The 18,943-nt window shown below is 43.5% G+C and carries 13 protein-coding genes; 2 read left to right on the forward strand and 11 right to left on the reverse strand.

The features are described 5' to 3' along the window. Positions 1–119: 119 nt before the first annotated feature. Positions 120–992 carry an AraC family transcriptional regulator gene (locus MKJ01_RS02710; RefSeq protein ID WP_241611638.1) on the reverse strand — a complete coding sequence of 291 codons (873 nt, stop codon included), beginning with the start codon at positions 990–992 and terminating at the stop codon, positions 120–122. A 172-nt stretch (positions 993–1,164) separates the two neighbouring features. Here MKJ01_RS02710 and MKJ01_RS02715 point away from each other — a divergent pair, with 172 nt between their 5' ends. Continuing rightward, positions 1,165–1,761 carry a hypothetical protein gene (locus tag MKJ01_RS02715; RefSeq protein ID WP_241611636.1) on the forward strand — a complete coding sequence of 199 codons (597 nt, stop codon included), beginning with the start codon at positions 1,165–1,167 and terminating at the stop codon, positions 1,759–1,761. A 105-nt stretch (positions 1,762–1,866) separates the two neighbouring features. On the opposite strand, the gene MKJ01_RS02720 is transcribed toward MKJ01_RS02715, so the two are convergent. The 6 genes from MKJ01_RS02720 to MKJ01_RS02745 form a co-directional block, all read right to left on the reverse strand. Then, positions 1,867–3,900, reverse strand: a complete 2,034-nt coding sequence (locus MKJ01_RS02720; RefSeq protein WP_241611634.1) for a hypothetical protein — start codon at positions 3,898–3,900, stop codon at positions 1,867–1,869. Positions 3,901–4,113: 213 nt separating this feature from the next. Beyond that, positions 4,114–5,088: a glycoside hydrolase family 43 protein gene (locus MKJ01_RS02725; protein ID WP_241611632.1), complete on the reverse strand. Its 975-nt coding sequence runs from the start codon at positions 5,086–5,088 to the stop codon at positions 4,114–4,116. 172 nt (positions 5,089–5,260) lie between these two features. Beyond that, complete coding sequence (locus MKJ01_RS02730; protein ID WP_241611631.1) at positions 5,261–6,376, reverse strand: endo-1,4-beta-xylanase; 1,116 nt, start codon at positions 6,374–6,376, stop codon at positions 5,261–5,263. 115 nt (positions 6,377–6,491) lie between these two features. Then, on the reverse strand, positions 6,492–7,946 hold the full coding sequence (locus tag MKJ01_RS02735) for an MFS transporter (RefSeq protein WP_241611629.1): 1,455 nt from the start codon (positions 7,944–7,946) through the stop codon (positions 6,492–6,494). A 20-nt stretch (positions 7,947–7,966) separates the two neighbouring features. Further along, positions 7,967–9,886, reverse strand: coding sequence for a sialate O-acetylesterase (locus MKJ01_RS02740; protein WP_241611628.1), 1,920 nt, complete (start codon positions 9,884–9,886; stop codon positions 7,967–7,969). A gap of 20 nt (positions 9,887–9,906) precedes the next feature. Then, the gene (locus MKJ01_RS02745) at positions 9,907–12,288 is read right to left on the reverse strand and encodes a glycoside hydrolase family 127 protein (protein WP_241611627.1); all 2,382 of its coding nucleotides are present in this window, start codon (positions 12,286–12,288) and stop codon (positions 9,907–9,909) included. A gap of 540 nt (positions 12,289–12,828) precedes the next feature. Here MKJ01_RS02745 and MKJ01_RS02750 point away from each other — a divergent pair. Beyond that, on the forward strand, positions 12,829–13,515 hold the full coding sequence (locus MKJ01_RS02750) for an NUDIX domain-containing protein (RefSeq protein ID WP_241611626.1): 687 nt from the start codon (positions 12,829–12,831) through the stop codon (positions 13,513–13,515). 73 nt (positions 13,516–13,588) lie between these two features. Here MKJ01_RS02750 and MKJ01_RS02755 read toward each other — a convergent pair whose 3' ends face one another. The 4 genes from MKJ01_RS02755 to araA all read right to left on the reverse strand — a co-directional run bounded on the left by MKJ01_RS02755 (position 13,589) and on the right by araA (position 18,901). Then, the gene (locus MKJ01_RS02755; RefSeq protein WP_241611625.1) at positions 13,589–14,320 is read right to left on the reverse strand and encodes a hypothetical protein; all 732 of its coding nucleotides are present in this window, start codon (positions 14,318–14,320) and stop codon (positions 13,589–13,591) included. Between the two features lie 170 nt (positions 14,321–14,490). Next, positions 14,491–16,218, reverse strand: coding sequence for a sodium/solute symporter (locus MKJ01_RS02760; RefSeq protein WP_241611624.1), 1,728 nt, complete (start codon positions 16,216–16,218; stop codon positions 14,491–14,493). A 2-nt stretch (positions 16,219–16,220) separates the two neighbouring features. Continuing rightward, positions 16,221–17,381 (reverse strand): aldose epimerase family protein, encoded by a 1,161-nt coding sequence (locus tag MKJ01_RS02765; RefSeq protein ID WP_241611623.1) that lies wholly within the window; start codon positions 17,379–17,381, stop codon positions 16,221–16,223. A 23-nt stretch (positions 17,382–17,404) separates the two neighbouring features. Continuing rightward, the gene (gene araA, locus MKJ01_RS02770; RefSeq protein WP_241611622.1) at positions 17,405–18,901 is read right to left on the reverse strand and encodes an L-arabinose isomerase; all 1,497 of its coding nucleotides are present in this window, start codon (positions 18,899–18,901) and stop codon (positions 17,405–17,407) included. Positions 18,902–18,943: the final 42 nt, after the last annotated feature.

Here is an 18,943-nt window from a genome sequence, read left to right on the forward strand (position 1 = left end):
GATGGGTGCAATTTATTAATTTAAGTTAAGAAATAAGAATAAAAACAAATTAATAAATGTTAAAATTACACTTATATGGTTAATACGTTTTAATCATGAATTTAAAATCAAACTAAAATTTACTCTATAAGATAGTTAAATTCTTTCCTGTATTGTGACGGACTTTTCTTGGTATATTCCTTGAAGGTTTTATTAAAATAGCTGAAATTATTAAATCCGGATTCAAAACAGATTTCCGTAATGCTTAACGGCTGTTCCGAAAGAAGCTTCAGGGAATGGGTAATCCTGTACTCATTAACGAACTGTGTAAATGTCTTATTGGTTATTTTTTTAAAATAACGGCAGAAAGACGGAACTTTCATATTCGCCAGATCAGCAATTTCTTCCAAAGTCATCTGTTCCCGAAAATGATCTTTCACGTAATTAAAAATAACATTGATTCTTTCATTGTCTTCCACCTGAGTCTGGAGGTAATATTTTCCGGCATTTAAAATCCGGCAGTCCTGTGTGACCGCCAGCTCATCCAGGATACCCAGAAACCTGATCAGCCTGTCCAAGGACGATGATTCGTGCATTTCCAAAATCTTTTTTCCGATTTCATTCTTGATATCTTCTCCAAAAACAATCCCCGCCTTTGCTTTTTCCAGCAGTCCTGCTATTCTCTGCATTTCCGGAGTTTTCCAGAAAGCTTCTCCCAGAAAGTCAGGTTTAAACTGGATCACCATTTCATAATCATTATTGGTATTTTCATTCGTAAGACCGCAATGCGGAAGGTTACTGCCAATAAGTACCAGGTCACCATCCGAAAAATAGGAAATATTACTTCCGATCTGTCTTTTGCCGGAACCTTTGCATACATAGATCAGTTCAATCTCCGGATGATAATGCCAGACATGGGATTTGATATTTTCATTGGTCAGGAATTTAAGACTTGTAAAGCTGCTTCCTAGCGTTGGGTGAATGGCTTCAAAGGCAGGATGTGAATGTTTCATGACAGTAAGATGATGTTATATTGACTTATTACTATGTAAAATTAACAATAAATATTTAATTAATATATATCGCAGGTTAATATAAAACATATATATGAAAATTATATGGTAGAGTGATTTACAATACTGCTGTACATTTGTCCTATAAATTATTGATAACAAAAACATTATCATGAATACATTTTTAAAAGCCGGGATCCTTCTTGGATTCTCAATGATGTCAGCCAGCCTGATGAGTAAAGACAGAGATTTTTCTGTGTCTGTTGGAAATATAACAGCAAAGACTGTACATTTTGAAGTATCGAATGCTAAGAACATTTCATTATTCATCTACAATGATACGGAAGGTGAATTGTATTCTGAAAACCTGAACACAGAAGGCAGTATTACAAAATCTTACGACCTTCAGGCGCTTGCTCCCGGAACTTACTACCTGGTTGCAGAATCTGAAACAAAGGTAGAAAAATACAAGATAAACATCGGCAGGAATAACAATATCACTATGGAAAAGACTCCGGTGGCCTCGGTAAGTAAACCTGAGTTTACCGTTTCAGATCATATGGTAACCCTCCATATGGCTGATGTTGAAAACCCGGTACACATTTCTGTTTCTGATGCATCCAATACCGTGTATTATGCAGGTAACAAAATTGCTGTTGATGGCACTATTGACATGGCTTTTGATCTTAACCGGCAAACTTCAGATACCTATATTATCAAGATTGAACAAGCCGGAAATATTTTTAACAAAGTCATTTCTTTCAAATAAGATCCATAACTAAATTATAGATACCATTCCCGGTTCATAAAGGGAATACAATTTTACGTACAGTCAGTATTGAGGCAACCCCATCAGGAGTTGCCTCAGTTTTTTTTAATTATGGTGTCCCATATTCAGCTTGATTTTCTTCAGGTCTTCCAGCTCATTCACCGGACGTTCGATCTCATACGGAATCGGTCTTTTGGAAAAGGTCTGGAAGTACAGCAGGCAGGCATCTTTCCACCAAACGGCATCTTTTGCCTGGATTTTCAGCTTGGACTGAATCTCGGAGAAACGCTGCTCATCGATGTAAGGCTGCATCCGGTCCCAGGTTTTCTGGTATTCCCTTACCTGATGAACCCCTGAATCGTATTTGTAGCACAGCTCATCCCACAGAGTTTTGCCGTCTTTCATTTTATAATCCCACGGTACATGATGGAACCACAGGATCAGGTTTTCCGGGCAGGTTTCGATGTTTCCGTAAATTTCATTCAACGGCGGGAAATACTGGGAAACGGCATTGCTTCCGGTTTTGGTCCGGTCAAAGCCGAGTCCGTTGGCATCTGCCTGGTGGTAATATACCGGCGACCAATCCGGTCTTCCGCCTTTGTAATCGCCCCACGGCTCCGGGCCGTAGTGGTGGTTTCCGGCAAATATGTGGTGAAGGCCCAGAGGCATCATATAATCCACCACCGTTTCGCGGGAAGTCAGCATTATTTGTTTTACCGGATTCACAAACTCCGGCTTATCAGTAAACGTCATTTTAATCCATTCGTCGGCGATCTGCTCTGAAGTCAGTTCATGATTCCAAGCCAATCTTCCGAAAGCATACCAGTTGGATTGGGCAAACTGATGGCCGGTCCAGTTGGTATCTTCACCGATGTTGGCCACCGCTGAAATAGCGGTGAGTTTTCCAGGTCTTAGCGTACCGTCGGTAATTTTAGCAATGGTCGATCCTTTTCCATTGGCATAGGTATCACTTTCCAGGGTTTCCTTAAACAACGGGGCCAGATAAGCCAGATGATTGGCCTGTCCCAGATATTCCTGTGTGATCTGGAACTCTACCATCTCCGGCGTTTTTCTCAACGCTCCGAAAAGCGGATTGAAAGCTTCCCTCGGCTGGAAATCTACCGGTCCGTTCTTGATCTGGATGATCACATTATCCCTGAATTTCCCGTCCAGCGGCACAAATTCAAGGTAGGCCTGCTTGGCGCGGTCTTCTTTGCTCGGGCTGTACACAAAAGCCCTCCACATCACGATTCCGCCGTAAGGTTTCAGGACATCGGCCATCATATTGGCACCGTCGGCATGGGTTCTTCCGTAATCCTGCGGTCCCGGCTGTCCTTCGGAATTGGCTTTTACCAGGAATCCACCGAAGTCCGGGATCAGCTTGTAAATTTCGGCAGCCTTTTCTTTCCACCATTTCTGCACGTCTTTATTCAACGGATCCGAATTCTCTGTTCCGCCTAAAACTTTCGGGGAAGAGAAATTGACCGACAGATACACTTTAATGCCATAAGGCCTGAAAATATCCGCCAGCACCTTTACTTTTTTCAGGTAATCTTCGCGAAGCATATTCAGAGAAGCGTTCACGTTATTCAATACCGTTGCGTTGATTCCGATGGAAGCATTTGCTCTTGCGTATTCTTCGTACCTCGGCGAAACGGTATTGGGCAGATCTTCCCATTTCCATAACGAGTGGCCCGCATATCCGCGCTCGATGCTTCCGTCCAGGTTATCCCAGTGGTTCAGGATCCGTACATCGTAAGAGGGCTTTTCGGTAATATTCAGATTGTTAAGATTCGCGTTGGTCTGCTGCAGCCTGAGCATGTGGTACACCCCATACAGCAATCCTGATTCCTTCGGTGCTGAAACAACGATCTTTTCAGGCGATGAGGTTATCCGGTAACCGTCTTTCAGATTTTTCAGTGATTTTTCCAGCCTGAGTTCCACCGTTTGTCCCTGCCAATGGCCGGTCAGTTCTTTCCGGGCAATGTTCAGGGTCGGGCTGTTGCCTTTAGCCATGATTTTTTCAGAGGATATTCCGTTTTTTACCGGAAACCGGAGCCAGAGCTGACTTCCGTCTTCGGCAAAAACCGTTAACGGAATCATCAGGAATAACATAAGATAAGTTCGGAAATGCTGCATTGGGATTGATTTATTTTTTTATTGAATTGAAAAAAGTCTTCAATTATCAGGTTTTTTCTATGTTTGAGGTTAACGCCTTTGATCTTTTCCATAGGTTTCGCCTATGGCTATTTTTGTTGAACCCTTCGGGTTCGGATGGTAGAGACAAACTTTGTCAAAGTTTTGAACTTTGACAAAGTGGATTGCCGGAAAAATCCGGAAGACTGATCAGGTTTACTGGTTCTCTTCCAGCCCTTCGATGGTTTTTATTATACCGTCGTTATCATATTCGATTTCAACGACTTTCATGCTTCTCAGCCAAGTTCTTCCGCCGCTCGGAACGGAATCGTGGAAGAACAAGTACCATTTTCCTTCAAATTCCACAATGCTATGGTGAGTGGTCCAGCCGACAACCGGTGTCAGGATTTCCCCCTGGAAAGTAAATGGTCCGTACGGATTATCGCCGGTTGCATAACAGATCAAATGAGTATCTCCCGTAGAATAGGAAAAGTAATATTTTCCATTGTATTTGTGCATCCACGAAGCTTCAAAAAACCGGTGCTTATCACCGTGAAGCAATGGGTTTCCGTTTTCGTCAAGGATTATCACGTCTTTCGGCTCCTCACCGAATTCCAGCATATCGTCGCTTAGCATCACTACTTTTGATGGAATTGCCGGCTCGTTATCATTAGGAATCACGGCAGATTCAAGTGCTTTGTTATCGCGGTAACGCTGTAGCTGTCCGCCCCAGATGCCCCCGAAATACATATAATGTTTCCCGTTGTCCTCAAACAGGCAAGGGTCGATGCTGTAGCTTCCCATCATCGGATATTTTTCCGGAACAAACGGCCCGTATGGTTTGTCACTCACCGCCACCCCGATTCTGAAAATGTCGTTTTTATCTTTCAGCGGAAAATACATATAATATTTACCGTCTTTAAAGGCGACGTCACAATCCCACAACTGTCTTCCCGACCATGGAACATCCTTTACCGAAAGCACTACGCCGTGATCTGTAATTTCACCGTTTTCCACGTTATTAAGGGAGAAAACATGGTAATCATTCATATCGAAATGATCGCCGTTGTCATTTTCTTCGATGCCGCTTTCACGGTCATGGGACGGATAGATATAGAGCTTGCCTTCAAAAACGTGTACGGAAGGGTCCGCCATATAGTCTTTCGGGAAAAGGTATTTTGCTTTGTTCATTTTTTACAGTTTAAACTTTAGATTTTAACCGCAAAAGTCACAAAAGATTTAATTCTGCATAAAGCTTTTCAAAGTTCAAAAAAGAATAATAAATTAATATATATCACTTTTTTGTTCTTTTGAACTACTCTGATTTCAAGGATTTCTTTTGTGGCTTTTGTGGTTTATTAATTTATTTGGTTAATTCAATGATTTTCCTCACCACAGGTTTTGCCTGGTCATTGCGGTCGAACAGAAGCGGGTAATCGGTTCTGCCTTTCACCGGGAAATCATTTTTCCAGGACTGGTTGTCAGTGACGCCCCAAAGGGTTACCCTTCTGATTTTATCCTGGTGTTTCAGGAACAACCTGAAGAAATCCAGGTAGCGGGTTTCCCATTCCTGCTGAACATTTTCAGGAAGCCCTTTGGTGTAAGGGTTCATCTTCGCTTCATATTCCACTTTATCGGAAACGTTGGCAGAGGTTCCCCAAGGTGAAGGAAGGGCACTGATTTCCATTTCGGTAACGTTTACTTTTACTCCGGCTGCCGCGTAATCGGTGATGGCTTTTTCATATTCTTCCAGTTTCGGATTGTCCAATCCCACGTGGGTCTGCATGCCTACTCCATCGATACGGATCCCTCTGGATTTCATATTTTTGACGATTTTATTGACAGTTTTCACTTTTTCAGGGAACCATTCGTTGTAATCGTTGTAATACAGTTCGGCATTCGGATCCGCTTCCTGTGCGTATTGAAAAGCAAGCGGAATAAATTCTTCGCCCAGGATTTCATAAAACTTGGACTTTCTATAGGTTCCGTCTTCCATAATGGCTTCGTTCACCACATCCCAGCCTTTTACCCGGCCTTTGTATCTTCCTACTAAAGTGGAAATATGGCTTTTCATGCGCTGTTTCAGGATTTCCGGTGAAACATCTTTCCCGTCTTTGCCTACAAAAAACCATTTCGGCAGCTGGGAATGCCAAACCAGGGTATGACCGATAATGAACATTTTGTTTTTCTCTCCGAACGCTACAAATTTATCGGCATCATCAAAGAAAAATTTCCCTTCCTGCGGCTGGATGAACATGGATTTCATACAATTTTCGGCCACGATGGAACTGAACTGCTTCCTGATGATATCGTCGGACTTTACATCCGTACCGTCGATCTGCGGAAGGCTCATTGCCGTTCCGATATAGAATTTATTGTTGAATGCATCTTTCAGGGAATCGCCGGAAGACGTGGTCTGTGCTGTTTTACACGAAACCGTAAGGGCTAAAATTCCTAATACGGCAATGGCTTTCTTCATACTTATTTTTTATAATTTATCTATTAACAGGTCGCCACTACGAGGCTTGATGAATGTTTTACTATTTTTGCTATTAACAGGTCGCTACTACGGAGCTTAGAGCAAGATATGAGTATCAATCTTCTTTTTTCCTTCTTTCTTTAAGATCCTGCTCGATCTGAACCTCCATTTTCTTGTTGATCTTATAGAACATAAGGAGACCACAGGAAAGGAAGAACGGAATAGACGGGAAAATACTCACCAGCATTTTGGCTCCGGCAGCTACGGTTTCCGGCTGTATTACATTTTCGGCTCCTTCTGAAGAAATGTAACCGTAATGTCCGATAATGGAAGAAACCAGTGAACTTCCGATGCTCAATCCTACTTTTAACCCAACCATCATGGCTGAAAAGATAATCGCTGTGGCGCGTCGGTTGTTTTTCCATTCGGAATAGTCGGCTACATCGGCAATCATAGCCCAAAGGAGCGGCGTGCTGATCCCGTAAAAGAATCCGTGAAGGATCTGTGACAGGAACATCAATCCTACCGACTTCGGCGGATATAAGATGAAAGCCAGAACAAATAAAGTGGAAATAAACAGAGAAGCGATGAAAGCATCTCTTTTCCCATATTTATCGGCAAATCTTTTGGAGAAAGTAATTCCGACAATCATCATGATGATCCCGCCGGCGTTGAATAAACCGAATCCTGCCGATCTCGGGTCTTCCCCGAAGAAATTCATCCCGATGGAATTAAAAAAGTTGGTGATCGGTGAAATAAAAGAGGCTAAAGCCGGTTCATCCACGTAATTGTTGAAATAATACACGTAGGAACCTCCTTTCATCGCCAGGGTAATGAAGATCAGTGCTGTTACCGTAAGCATGATGATCCAAGGCTTATTTTTGGAAAGGTCTTTCAGGTCTTCTTTCAGGCTGGATTTCTGGTCGGATGTCGGAATGATCCTTTCTTTTGTGGTGAAAAAAGTAATCAGCAACATGACGGAGCCGATGATCGCCAGCCAGGTCATTACGGTTTCAATACCCGCTGCCTTGTCGCCATGCCCTGCGGACAGGATGATCGGCAGCATGAATACCTGCACGAAGAACTGGGCAAACATTACCGCTACAAAACGGTAGGAAGAAATGCTGTTTCGCTCTCCCATGTCTCCGGTAATTACCCCGCTCAGTGCGGCGTACGGCAGGTTGTTGGCCGCGTACAGCAGTAAAAGCAGTGAATAGGTAATCGCTGCATAAATCATTTTTCCTTTGTAGGAAAAGCCGGGTGTGCTGAATGCCAGAAGAGCAGCAATTCCCAAAGGAACGGCTGTAAATAAAATCCACGGACGGAATTTTCCCCACTTGGTTTTGGTACGGTCTGCCAAAGCACCGATCACCGGGTTGAATCCGAATCCTGCGATGAGGCCTACAATCAGGGTAATAATAGAAGCATCTTCCGGCTTCAGTCCGTAAATATCGGTATAAAAATAAGCGAGGTAGGTAACCAGGGTCTGAAAAACAAGGTTGGCCGCAAGGTCCCCTAAGCTGTAGCCTATTTTTTCGGATACTGATATTTTTTGTGGATGATTATTCATTTTTAAATATGAGGATTAAATTAATTTTTTTCTGTGGTAAAAGGTGAAGCAGGAAGCCCGGCTGTGTTTTTGAGATTGCCGTCCGGATTGTCGGCCCAGTCGTATCGTACGGCTACCGGATTTTTAACCGCGTCGTTCCAGACCACAACCTTTTTACCTTCGGTTTTGGCTTTCGCCCAAGCCCAGTTTCCGTCTGAATTCTTGATGGCAAAGCCTTTCAGTTCTGAAACGGGAGCCAGCTGAGCGGTTCCGGCTTTGAAAGAAAGGATGATTTTGTTCCCTTCGGTTTTCATGGATTCGTACACCGGTCCGTCTGCCACGATATTCTTTTTATCCGCTATTTTCAGAGCCTGGAAAGCCAGGCGGTCACCGACTGCTTTTTTATTCAGCGGATGGATGTCATTCCACTCTCCTACGTCGATGGTTACGGCCAGTCCGGTGTTCGGAACCGTCTGGGAAACCAGGCGCTGCTGATCCCTCAGCTCGGCCCAGTTGCTTTCAATCGGCTGGCTTTTGGTTTCCATAAAGTTGGCCAGCTGCACAATCAGGAACGGTGCGTTTTGCTCATTCCATTTGTTGCGCCAGTCGGTGATCATGGTCGTCAGCAGGTCGCCGTATTCTTTCGGTTTTCCGGTATTGCTTTCGCCCTGGTACCAGAGGAATCCTTTTACTTTATAATTGGTGAGCGGATTGATCATCGAATTGTACAATCCGGTCGGCTTCCAGCGGATAAAGGTCTGTCCGGGCGCCACTCTCGGCATTTTTGCACCGACTTTATATTTCCAGTTTCCGGTAAGGTCTATTTTCTGGCCTCCGATTTCCAGGTAGTACGGTTTATCGGCAATGAACTGCCCTCTCCCGCTTCCGTTGGTGATGCGGACCGTAATGATGTTCTTTCCGTCCTTCAGTACACCTGCCGGAATATCGTACCAGCGCGGCGGGTATTCATAGGTTACATTCCCGACTTTCACGCCGTTGATATAAGTAACATCAGCATCTTTGATCCTTCCTAGATTTAAAAAGGCAGTTTTCCCGGATGATCCGGCCGGTACATTGATTTCTTTTCTCAGCCAAACCGTTCCGTCAAAAGATCCTTCCTGATCTTCCCATGATCCCGGAACTTTCAGGGTTTTCCATCCGGAGTCATCGACATCCGCTTTTTCCCAATGCTGTGCCAATCCGGGATCGTTCTGGTCAAGTTCGGTATACCAGGCTCTGCTGGCTGCCTGCTCACCGGATTCGGTGGATTTAATCAGGTCATCGTTCTGCCATTTTTGGGCTTCTTCCAGGTATTCAGGATATTTTTTCAGGGAATTGGTGTCCATCCAGGCCTGAACCGGAGATCCTCCGAGGCTGGTGTGAATGATTCCCACCGGAACTTTATCTTCAGCATTGATTTCTTTGGCAAAAAAGTACGCTACCCCTGAAAAGTCAAGAATGGTCTGCGGATCGGTGGATTGCCATTTGCCGCCTTCAAGTTCCGTTTGTGGAGTTTTGAAGTTGTATTTTTGCGGTACCGTGAAGAACCGGATACTTTTATTGTTGGCATTTTTAATTTCGTTACTGTACAACGGTGTCAGCCTCCGCATCGGAAGCTCCATATTGGATTGTCCGGAAGCTACCCACACATCACCGATCAGGATGTCTTTCAGGGTAATTTCGTTGATGGTCATTACGTAAGGTCCGCCGGCTTTCAGTTCGGGAAGCATGATGTTCCAGTTCCCGCTTTTATCGGCGCTGGTGGTGTAGGTTTTATTTAAAAATTTCACGTTCACCTTTTCACCTGCGTCGGCAGAGCCCCAGATTTTCAGCGGCATATTCCGTTGCAGGATCATCCCGTCCGAAACCAGGGCAGGAAGCTTTACTTTGGCTTCCATCATGGAAAAACTGAAGAGGCTGACGATCAGAAAAGAGGTTGTTTTGGACTTATACATATTCATGGAATGAACTGTTATTTAAATTACTTGATGGGTTTTTCATAGCTTTGGGTAAGAAGGCGGACTTCAATAATCCTTGAGGTCACGGCCTGATCCTCTGCAGAAAATTTTACCGTAAGGCTTTCTTTATTTTTCTCGGAATCCGGCACCGGTAACAGCAGGTACTGCGGTGAATTCCCGGCCTTGCCTTCAAGTTTTTTAGCGATAACTTTTTTTCCGTTGATTTCTGCATTCAGCGTACGTCCGGCATTGTTGTCGAAATAAAGAATATACAGGAAGGATGCATTTTTTCCCGGGTTCTTCATGCGGTAGCTGAACCAGCCCTTGGCATCCCGGAAATGTCGGTCTTCCATATATCCCGTATTAGAGTCCTTGCTTTCGAAGAAATGATCGGATTCCGGCTGCTGTTCTCCCAGCTGAATTTTATCGGCGGTAATCAGGTCAAGTTTTCGGGTTTCGGCTTCTTCCTGTGCTCTTTGTTTTTGTACAGCCTGAATCTTATCCCGGTCTGCCTGCGGCCAGTAAAGGATATACCGTTCTTCCTGAATGGTATAAAACGGAACCAGCTGAAGCCCTCTACCGAACTTTTCGGAAGGATATAGCCCGTTGATGCTGAACGAAAGGTTGGTCCCGTTTATCGGCTGCACATGATTCAGCACTTCCGAAGCGTTGTCTTCGATGACAGGAATTTCGTTAAGAGGAATCTGCGGACCGTGGGCAATATGCCCGCCTCGGCTGTCATCGGCCAGAAGTCCCTGCTGGTTTTCTTTTCCGTAAGGTGCCGCTAAAACTACAGGACCGTATTTAAAAGCATAATAATCCGATTGGTCCGGCAGCTGCTCTGCGGTAAGGTGCATCGGCATTTTCATTTCTACGGCATCGCCTTTTTTCCATTTCCTGTTGATATTGATATAGCCGTCGGCATCAACAGGTACATGTATATTTTTTGAATTAATCGAAACGATGATCTGTGAAGCATTCGTCCATTCCGGTGCTCTCAGTTTAAGGTTGATCTCGGATTTCGGAGCTGCTTCAAAAACCAATTTGGTGGAAGGATTCTGCGGAAAGTTGTTTTCCTGTTTCAGCACCATTTTTTTCTCCGCCCACTTCAGAACGGATGGAATAAAAAGATTGACGTACAGGTCTTTATCCGTATGGGCGTAGATCATTTCCCCATACTTGGCATGATTCTCCATTCCTGAACCGACACAGCACCAGAAGCTGGTCTGCGGCTGGGAATACACCCGGTAATGTCCGGGGCGCATCGGTGTGAAATACACGAAGCCGCCTTTGTCATGATTTTCCGTGGACAGGATGTGGTTGTACAATGCCCGCTCGTAATAATCCATATAATAGGATTTGGGCAGTGTGGCAAACAGCTGTCCTGTCAGTTTCAGCATATTATACGTATTGCAGGTTTCAGGGCCTTCAATGCTTTTAATCATGCTGCTGAAATCATTGACCGGATTGAAATGCTCGCTCACACTGTTCCCACCAATGGCGGAAGACCTTTTTTCAGTGACATTATGCCAGAAAAAATCGGTTGCGGCATTCCAGGAAGCATTATGTTCAAGATCGGCAATGCGTTTATAACCGATGACTTTCGGGATTTGCGTATTGGCATGGATTCCCGTGAGCTTATCTTCACCACTCAGCAAAGGGTTCAGAATCGCCTGATGCGAAAACCGGTGCGCCAGCTGAAGGTATTTTTTATTTTTGGTGATATCGTAAACATCGGCAAAGACTTCATTCAATCCGCCGTGCTCGCTCCTGAGCATTTCCTGGATCTGTTCATCGGAAAGTCCGGATACTTCGTTTGCCATCCAGTCCGTTAAACGGATCAGCATTTCTTTTGCCTTCTCACTTCCTGCATACCAGTAGGCGTCGCGCAATCCGGAATAGGTTTTATGAATATTATACAATGGAACCCAGCGGTCGTTCAGTCCGAAGCCGGAAGCCCGGATGTTTCCTTCTGCAATCTCGTTCCATACTTTTTTTCCGTTCGGAATCCCGGAAACATAGCCGTTGCCGGAAGCTTTCTGGCAGCGTTCCAGCTCATCGATCATGTAATCGAGACGCTGCTTTACTTTGGCATCGCCCGTGGAAGCATACATCAGTGCGAGCGCTGAAAGATAGTGTCCGCCGATATGTCCGTCCAGTCCTGTATTTTCCCAGTTGGGATAATTCACCGCTTTAGCGGAAAGGCCGGCCTCTTTCAGATAAGGTGCCAGCAACCGGTCCGGTTCCATCGCCATGATATATCCTTTGTCCGCCTGCATGGCTTTGTTGAAGACACTTTCTGTCAATTGCACATCTTTTAATGGAAAATAGCTTACTTTCTGACCTGTCTGTCCGAATGTAAAAGAAGTGCAACTTAAAAATACTGCCAGTGCTATTCTGTTCATGATTTTATATAATCCTATATTTTTTAAAAATAAAAGAAAGTATTAATATACAAAAGCATTTTGATCCTGCGCTTCTTTAACAAACAACCTACAATCTAATAAAAAGTCCGTCACAACACATAAAACAGAGTATCTTATCATAAAAAATACGAATACATAATCATACTTGTTTTAAATCTTCATTCTATACAATTGACTGGTACCAAACCGTTCAGGAAATCATCCCAACATACTGGAATATTTTTACTGAATGCTTATCGTATTTTTAACAATGTCTGTGACAATTACCGCTTCCAAAAGTGATTTTAAATTATATTTAAACTTTAACGTAATTTTAACATTAAATTAATATCAATATGAATTCTTTTATAGATAAATATCATCAATTATGTTGAAAAAAAATACCTAAAAAGGCTCCTCAGCTACTCTTTATTCAATCCTTAACTATAATTCAACACCAATGAAGTGTAAATAATACATTTGTTATTTTTAAGCAATTTTATCAGTGTTAAAAATGTACATTTGCATAAATTGATTGAGATGGTAAAAGACTACGGAAGCTATTCCAGACATTTGGTAGCTGTCGACTGTATTATTTTCGGCTTTGATGGTGAAAATGTTAAGATCCTTCTTGTTAAAAGGGATTTCGAGCCTCAAAAAGGACATTGGTCGCTGATGGGCGGCTTTATTAATTCTGCGGAAACATCAGATCAGGCTGCCTCACGTGTACTGAATACTTTAACAGGGCTTGAAAACATCTATCTTGAACAGCTGAAATGTTACAGTGAAATAGAACGTGAGCCCACTGCCCGCATCATTTCCGTTTCCTATTATGCACTGATTAATATTGAGAAGAATATCCAGATTAACGAAAGGTACAATGCACAATGGTTCGACCTTCAGGATTTTCCGAGCCTGATTTTTGATCATAATGAAATGGTGGCGGATGCGGTGCTGAGGCTCAGAAGAAGAGCTTCCACGAGACCCATCGGTTTTGAACTTCTCCCGGAAAAATTTACAATGAAAGACCTTCAGAACTTATATGAAGCCATCTTCAACGAGCAATATGACAAACGTAATTTCATCAGCAAGATCAACGCTCTGGATATTCTTGTAAAAACAGAGGAAAAAGATATGACCTCCTCTAAGAAGGGATCTTACTTATACCGTTTCGATGAAGAGAAATATAATAAAAAGATTGCGGAAGGATTTATGTTTAAGATATAAGATATGCAGAGTAAAGCGATTGCCCCTAAAAATAAGCTGCTTGCGTGTTGTATTAGTTGCTGTTGATTTTTTGCTATATTCTTTCCATCATCATCTTTCTTCCCGCCATATCAATTTCCTGTTTCAGAACTTCACGGGTCATGACATCAATATAATAGGTGCTTATTACTTTCTTTTCTGAAATATCATCAGTAACGGAAATGATCCAGACGGTTTTATTATTATAAGTTCCTTTTTTGGTTCCGGTGATATAAGCTTTAATAATACCAATAGCAGACTTTGGATTGTAATCGAAAAGGGATATTTCGGTAGTATAATCTTCTTTCAGCGGCAGCCAGCGGATCAGTTGAGGATAAAAATTACTGTCAAAAAATTTTCCTCTGGTCTTTTCACTGATCTCTGTTTTTTTATTCTGAGCTTTATCCAGATAATATCCGGTCACCATATTCTGATTTCCGAAATCCAGCACCATATCTCTCTGGGTATTGAATGAACTGTGCTTTACGGCAGCCAGGTTGGGAAAAGCCAATTCTGTTTCATCTGTCCAGTCCGGCATATTTTTCATTTTAACAATGGTGGTCACGTTAATACGGGTATCGGTTTTTACAATTTTAGTATCCACTTTGGCCATTTCCATTTTTGACGTATCTTTCATGGCATACCAGATCATCGAATAGTTTTCATTTTTAATCAATGACAAATCAGCCTGATTTTTTCCGGGAATTTGCAGAGATTGCTGCGCAGAGGTATAGGAAACGGCAGACCGCAAGATGAGGATCAGAGATAAAAGTTTTAGAAATTTCATAGCTTTAATTTTTTTAATGAGTACCCTCAAAAACAAGATTGTTACATCTTAGGATATTACATTTTATTTTTAACCATGAGTTTTATTATACATTGCTCATTCACCGGTTATATTTCATAAAAAAACAGGATGTCCGAAAACATCCTGTTTACAAATTAGTTACATTTTTTCTACCAGAACCTCACATACAAAGCGGTAAGCAACAATAAAGTAACCACAATCAGCACCATGGTTCTGTAGTCTACCTTGAACATTTTGATATCGATCGCGAATGCTTTCGGATTGACTTTCGGACCGGCAAGACTGATCAGGATCATGACAACAATGGTAATGAAGAACGACCATCCCATGTTGATGAGGAACGGAATTTCGGTGATGGTGTGTACCACGCCGTTTTCCAGTTTTTCATAAGTAAACGCCGTATACAGCCACGTTTCTTTTCCAAAGATTCCGATCGCAAAGCTGTTGAAGAAGATCGCCAGTGCAAAGCCTAAAATCACCCCTACCAAAGCAGCCGTTCCTGTTGTTCTCTTCCAGAACATTCCCAGTAAGAACATCGCAAATACTCCGGGGCTGATAAATCCGGTGTATTTCTGGATGAAGGTAAATCCGCCTTCTCCTCCGATGCCTAAAACGTCCGTCCAGGTAAAGAGCAGGGCAATAGCCATTGCTGAAATAATCACCCATCTTCCTGTCCTTACCATCTGGATTTCAGTAGCATCCGTTTTCAGGTATTTTTTATAGATATCCAATGTGAAAATCGTTGAAATACTGTTTACTTTTCCGGCCAGGGAAGCGACGATCGCTGCGGTTAAAGCTGCAACGGCAAGTCCTTTCAGACCTTCAGGTAAAAATCCTAAGATCGCTGAATATGCACCGTCTTTCACCCCGTTGAATCCCGGAAGCTGTCCTTTGGTATACAGCACATACGCTGCAATTCCCGGAAGCATTACTATGATCGGCATGAAAAGCTTTAAAAATCCGGCAAACAAAATCCCGGTTCTGGCAGTTTTCAGGTCTGCTCCCAAAGCGCGCTGGGTAATGTACTGGTTACAGCCCCAATAGTTCAGGTTTACGATCCACTGTCCTGCAAAATACATCGCCAGTCCTGGCAATACCACATACTTCTGAACGTCCAGGTTCTGGGCCATCCCTAAAGTGGTTGTCGTGGTTTTCGGTTTATCAAGCATCAATTTAAAATGTCCCGGCGCTTCGTTCATCAGGGTGTTGAATCCTGCCAGAGCATTTCCTACCGCAGCACCGTTGATCCTCTGGTCAACAATCTGCAATGCCATATATACGGTGGCAAAACCTCCAATAATCAAAACAGCTACCTGGATCACATCGGTGTACCCGATTACTTTCATTCCTCCCAGACCGATCAGCAAAGCCATCAGCAGAAGGACGATCATAATAATATGAAGGTGTTCTCCACCCAATAAAGTATCAATGGCCAATGCCCCGAGATACAGAATGGAAGTCAGGTTTACGATAACATATAAAAACAGCCAGAACACGGCCATAATCAGGGAAACCGATTTGTTGTAACGGGTTTCCAGGAACTGCGGCATGGTGTAGATCTTGTTTTTCAGGTAGATCGGGATAAACCACACGGCAATAATAATCAGGGCTACAGCAGCGATCCACTCATAGGCGGCAACCGCTACCCCAACGAAGAACCCTTCACCACTCATTCCGATGAACTGTTCGGCCGAAATGTTGGACGCAATTAAGCTGGCTCCGATGGCCCACCAGGTCAGTGAACCTTCGGCAAGGAAATAATCTTTACTCCCTGTAGATTCGGATTTTTTCTTTCTGTAAATCCAGATCCCGTAGGAGGCTACCACCACAAAATAAATAAGAAAGATGATGATATCAATGGTTGCTAGTTTTCCCATACTTATTTTTTAACTGAAAATTTATAAATGGTTTTGGTCTGATACTTCTGTCCCGGCTTCAGCTCCGTGGAAGGGAAAGCAGGCTGGTTCGGAGAATCCGGATAGTGCTGGGTTTCCAGGCAGAATCCGCTCCTTTTTTCATATTTGCCACCGGTTTTGGTATCGAATTTTCCATCCAGGAAATTTCCGGAATAGAACTGAACGCCCGGCTGATCGGTCATTACTTCCATCACCCTTCCGCTGGCCGGATGGTATACGGTGGCAATGGTCCTCATCCCGTTTCCGTTCAGGATCCAGTTGTGGTCGTATCCGCCGCCCAGCTTAAGCTGCTCGTCTTCTGAATTGATGTCTTTTCCGATCGATTTGGCTGCTGTAAAATCAAACGGAGTTCCTTTAACCTCTTTCTCCTCTCCTACAGGAATAAGCGTTTTGTTCACCGGTAAAAATTTATCGGCATTGATCTGCAATTCGTGGTCCGTAATCAGATTGGAAAAGTTTCCGGAAAGATTGAAATAGGAATGCTGGGTAAGATTTACGACAGTCGCTTTATCCGTTTCCGCTTCGTAAGAAATTTCCAGGGCATTATCGTCAGTTAGTGTATACAGAACCGTTGTGGTAAGTTTTCCAGGATATCCTTCTTCACCGTCAGCACTTACGTAGGTTAATTTTAAAGTTGGTAACTTCGCATCCTTCACAGGTTCTACCGTCCAGATTTTAGTATGGAACCCTTCTTTTCCTCCGTGCAGGCTGTTCGGCCCGTCATTTTTATCAATATCATAGGTTTTACCTTCCAAAGTGAATTTAGCATTGGCAATCCGGTTTCCATATCTTCCGATCAGTGCGCCGAAATAATACGGATTTCCATTGAAGTAATCTTCAGGTTTGGTAAAACCCAGCACTACATCCTGGTATTTCCCGTCTTTATCGGGAGCCGTCAGCGAAGTGATGATCCCGCCGTAGTTGATGATCTCCACTTTCATCCCGTTTTTGTTGCTTAACGTATATTTTTTAATGGAATCCCCTTTTGCGGTAACCCCGTAATCTGAAACCTGTACATTTTCCATGGTATCTGAGTTCGTTTTATTGTTGTTTTCCTTTTTATTGCAGCCGAAAATACATAAAACTGCCAATAAAATGAATACACTGCCTCCTATTTTTTTCATAATACATGATATTTGTTGAAGAATTAACGGTAATAGATTTCATTCCAGCGAAGGGTGTTCTTAAAATCACGGATTTTCGTGTTTTTGTCAATGACCAGCGATTCGATGTTAGCCATTTCTGCAAAGTCTTCCAACTGTTCTGCGCTGATGTTTTCACTGTAGCACGTATGGTGTGCACCACCGGCCAGGATCCACGCTTCTGCTGCGGTGTACAAATCCGGAAGGGGCTTCCAGAGTACTCTTGCCACCGGAAGTTTAGGTAGTTCTTCAGTGATCTCCAACGCTTTGGTTTTGTTGATTAATAATCTGAAATGATTTCCGAAATCCATTAAAGCAGCGTTCAGGGAATCAATATTTCCCCGGGAATTGAATACCAGACGAACCGGATCTGCTTTACCACCGATTCCCAGCGGATGAATCTCACAAGACGGTTTATCGGCTGCCAAAACAGGATCCACTTCCAGCATGTGAGAACCTAACACCGAAGGATTGGATGGATTCAAATGGTAGGTATAATCTTCCATGAATGCGTTTCCGCCGTGCAACCCCTGTCCCATCGTTTTCATGGCTCTTACCAGGGCTGCTGTTTTCCAGTCGCCTTCGCCGGCAAAACCGTATCCTTTTTCCATCAGTCGCTGTACGGCAATTCCCGGAAGCTGTTCCATCCCGTGAAGGTCTTCGAAAGTATCGGAAAATCCTTTGAAATTTCCGTCTTTCAGGAATTTTTCAAGTCCGAGTTCAATTCTGGCAGCGGTTTCCAGGGATTTTCTGTTGGCACCACCGGAAAGCAGGGATTCTGCCATTCTGTAGGATGCTTCATATTCTTCGATCAAAGTTTTCACTTCACCTTCCCCGATGCCGTTGATCACGCTTACCAGATCACCGATTCCCCAGGTATTGACGGAGAATCCGAATTTGGTTTCCGCTTCCACTTTATCACCGTCGGTTACGGCAACATATCGCATATTGTCTCCGAAACGGGCGAACTTAGCGCCCTGCCAGTCGTCCCAGCCGGCAGCCACGCGGCTCCAGTCACCGATCTGTTTCTGTACCCTTTCCTCTGCCCAGTGTCCTACCACTACTTTTCTGTTTTTGCGGAGGCGGCTTACCATAAACCCGAATTCACGGTCGCCATGCGCCGCCTGGTTCAGATTCATGAAATCCATATCCATCGTTGACCACGGAATATCCTGGTTGAACTGGGTATGAAGGTGCAGCATCGGTTTCTGCAAAGCGGTCAGCCCGCGGATCCACATTTTAGCCGGTGAAAAGGTATGCATCCAGGTCACCACCCCGATACAGTCGGCGGTATGATTGGCGGCTACCAAGGTTTCGAAAATTTCTTCCGTTGTTTTTACGGTTGGCTTTAAAACCACCTTTACAGGAATCTGTGACGAAGCATTAAAAGCTTCCACGATTTTCGCCGAATGTTCAGCAACCTGCGCCAGTGTTTCAGGGCCGTATAAATGCTGGCTTCCGGTAATGAACCAGATTTCTTTCGTATTGAGAGGTGTTAACATAGTTTATAAATGATGATTGATAATTGATGATTGATGATTGAT

The sequence above is a fragment of the Chryseobacterium sp. SSA4.19 genome, from assembly GCF_022601875.1.
In the GTDB taxonomy this organism is placed as follows: Bacteria; Bacteroidota; Bacteroidia; order Flavobacteriales; family Weeksellaceae; genus Chryseobacterium.

What these genes read in the sequence shown, in the direction of transcription:
- MKJ01_RS02730 (WP_241611631.1), bottom strand. Translation starts at nt 6,376, where the DNA reads ATGAAGAAAGCCATTGCCGTATTAGGAATTTTAGCCCTTACGGTTTCG.
- MKJ01_RS02750 (WP_241611626.1), top strand. Translation starts at nt 12,829, where the DNA reads ATGGTAAAAGACTACGGAAGCTATTCCAGACATTTGGTAGCTGTCGAC.
- araA (WP_241611622.1), bottom strand. Translation starts at nt 18,901, where the DNA reads ATGTTAACACCTCTCAATACGAAAGAAATCTGGTTCATTACCGGAAGC.
- MKJ01_RS02760 (WP_241611624.1), bottom strand. Translation starts at nt 16,218, where the DNA reads ATGGGAAAACTAGCAACCATTGATATCATCATCTTTCTTATTTATTTT.
- MKJ01_RS02725 (WP_241611632.1), bottom strand. Translation starts at nt 5,088, where the DNA reads ATGAACAAAGCAAAATACCTTTTCCCGAAAGACTATATGGCGGACCCT.
- MKJ01_RS02735 (WP_241611629.1), bottom strand. Translation starts at nt 7,946, where the DNA reads ATGAATAATCATCCACAAAAAATATCAGTATCCGAAAAAATAGGCTAC.
- MKJ01_RS02720 (WP_241611634.1), bottom strand. Translation starts at nt 3,900, where the DNA reads ATGCAGCATTTCCGAACTTATCTTATGTTATTCCTGATGATTCCGTTA.
- MKJ01_RS02765 (WP_241611623.1), bottom strand. Translation starts at nt 17,381, where the DNA reads ATGAAAAAAATAGGAGGCAGTGTATTCATTTTATTGGCAGTTTTATGT.
- MKJ01_RS02740 (WP_241611628.1), bottom strand. Translation starts at nt 9,886, where the DNA reads ATGAATATGTATAAGTCCAAAACAACCTCTTTTCTGATCGTCAGCCTC.
- MKJ01_RS02755 (WP_241611625.1), bottom strand. Translation starts at nt 14,320, where the DNA reads ATGAAATTTCTAAAACTTTTATCTCTGATCCTCATCTTGCGGTCTGCC.
- MKJ01_RS02745 (WP_241611627.1), bottom strand. Translation starts at nt 12,288, where the DNA reads ATGAACAGAATAGCACTGGCAGTATTTTTAAGTTGCACTTCTTTTACA.
- MKJ01_RS02710 (WP_241611638.1), bottom strand. Translation starts at nt 992, where the DNA reads ATGAAACATTCACATCCTGCCTTTGAAGCCATTCACCCAACGCTAGGA.
- MKJ01_RS02715 (WP_241611636.1), top strand. Translation starts at nt 1,165, where the DNA reads ATGAATACATTTTTAAAAGCCGGGATCCTTCTTGGATTCTCAATGATG.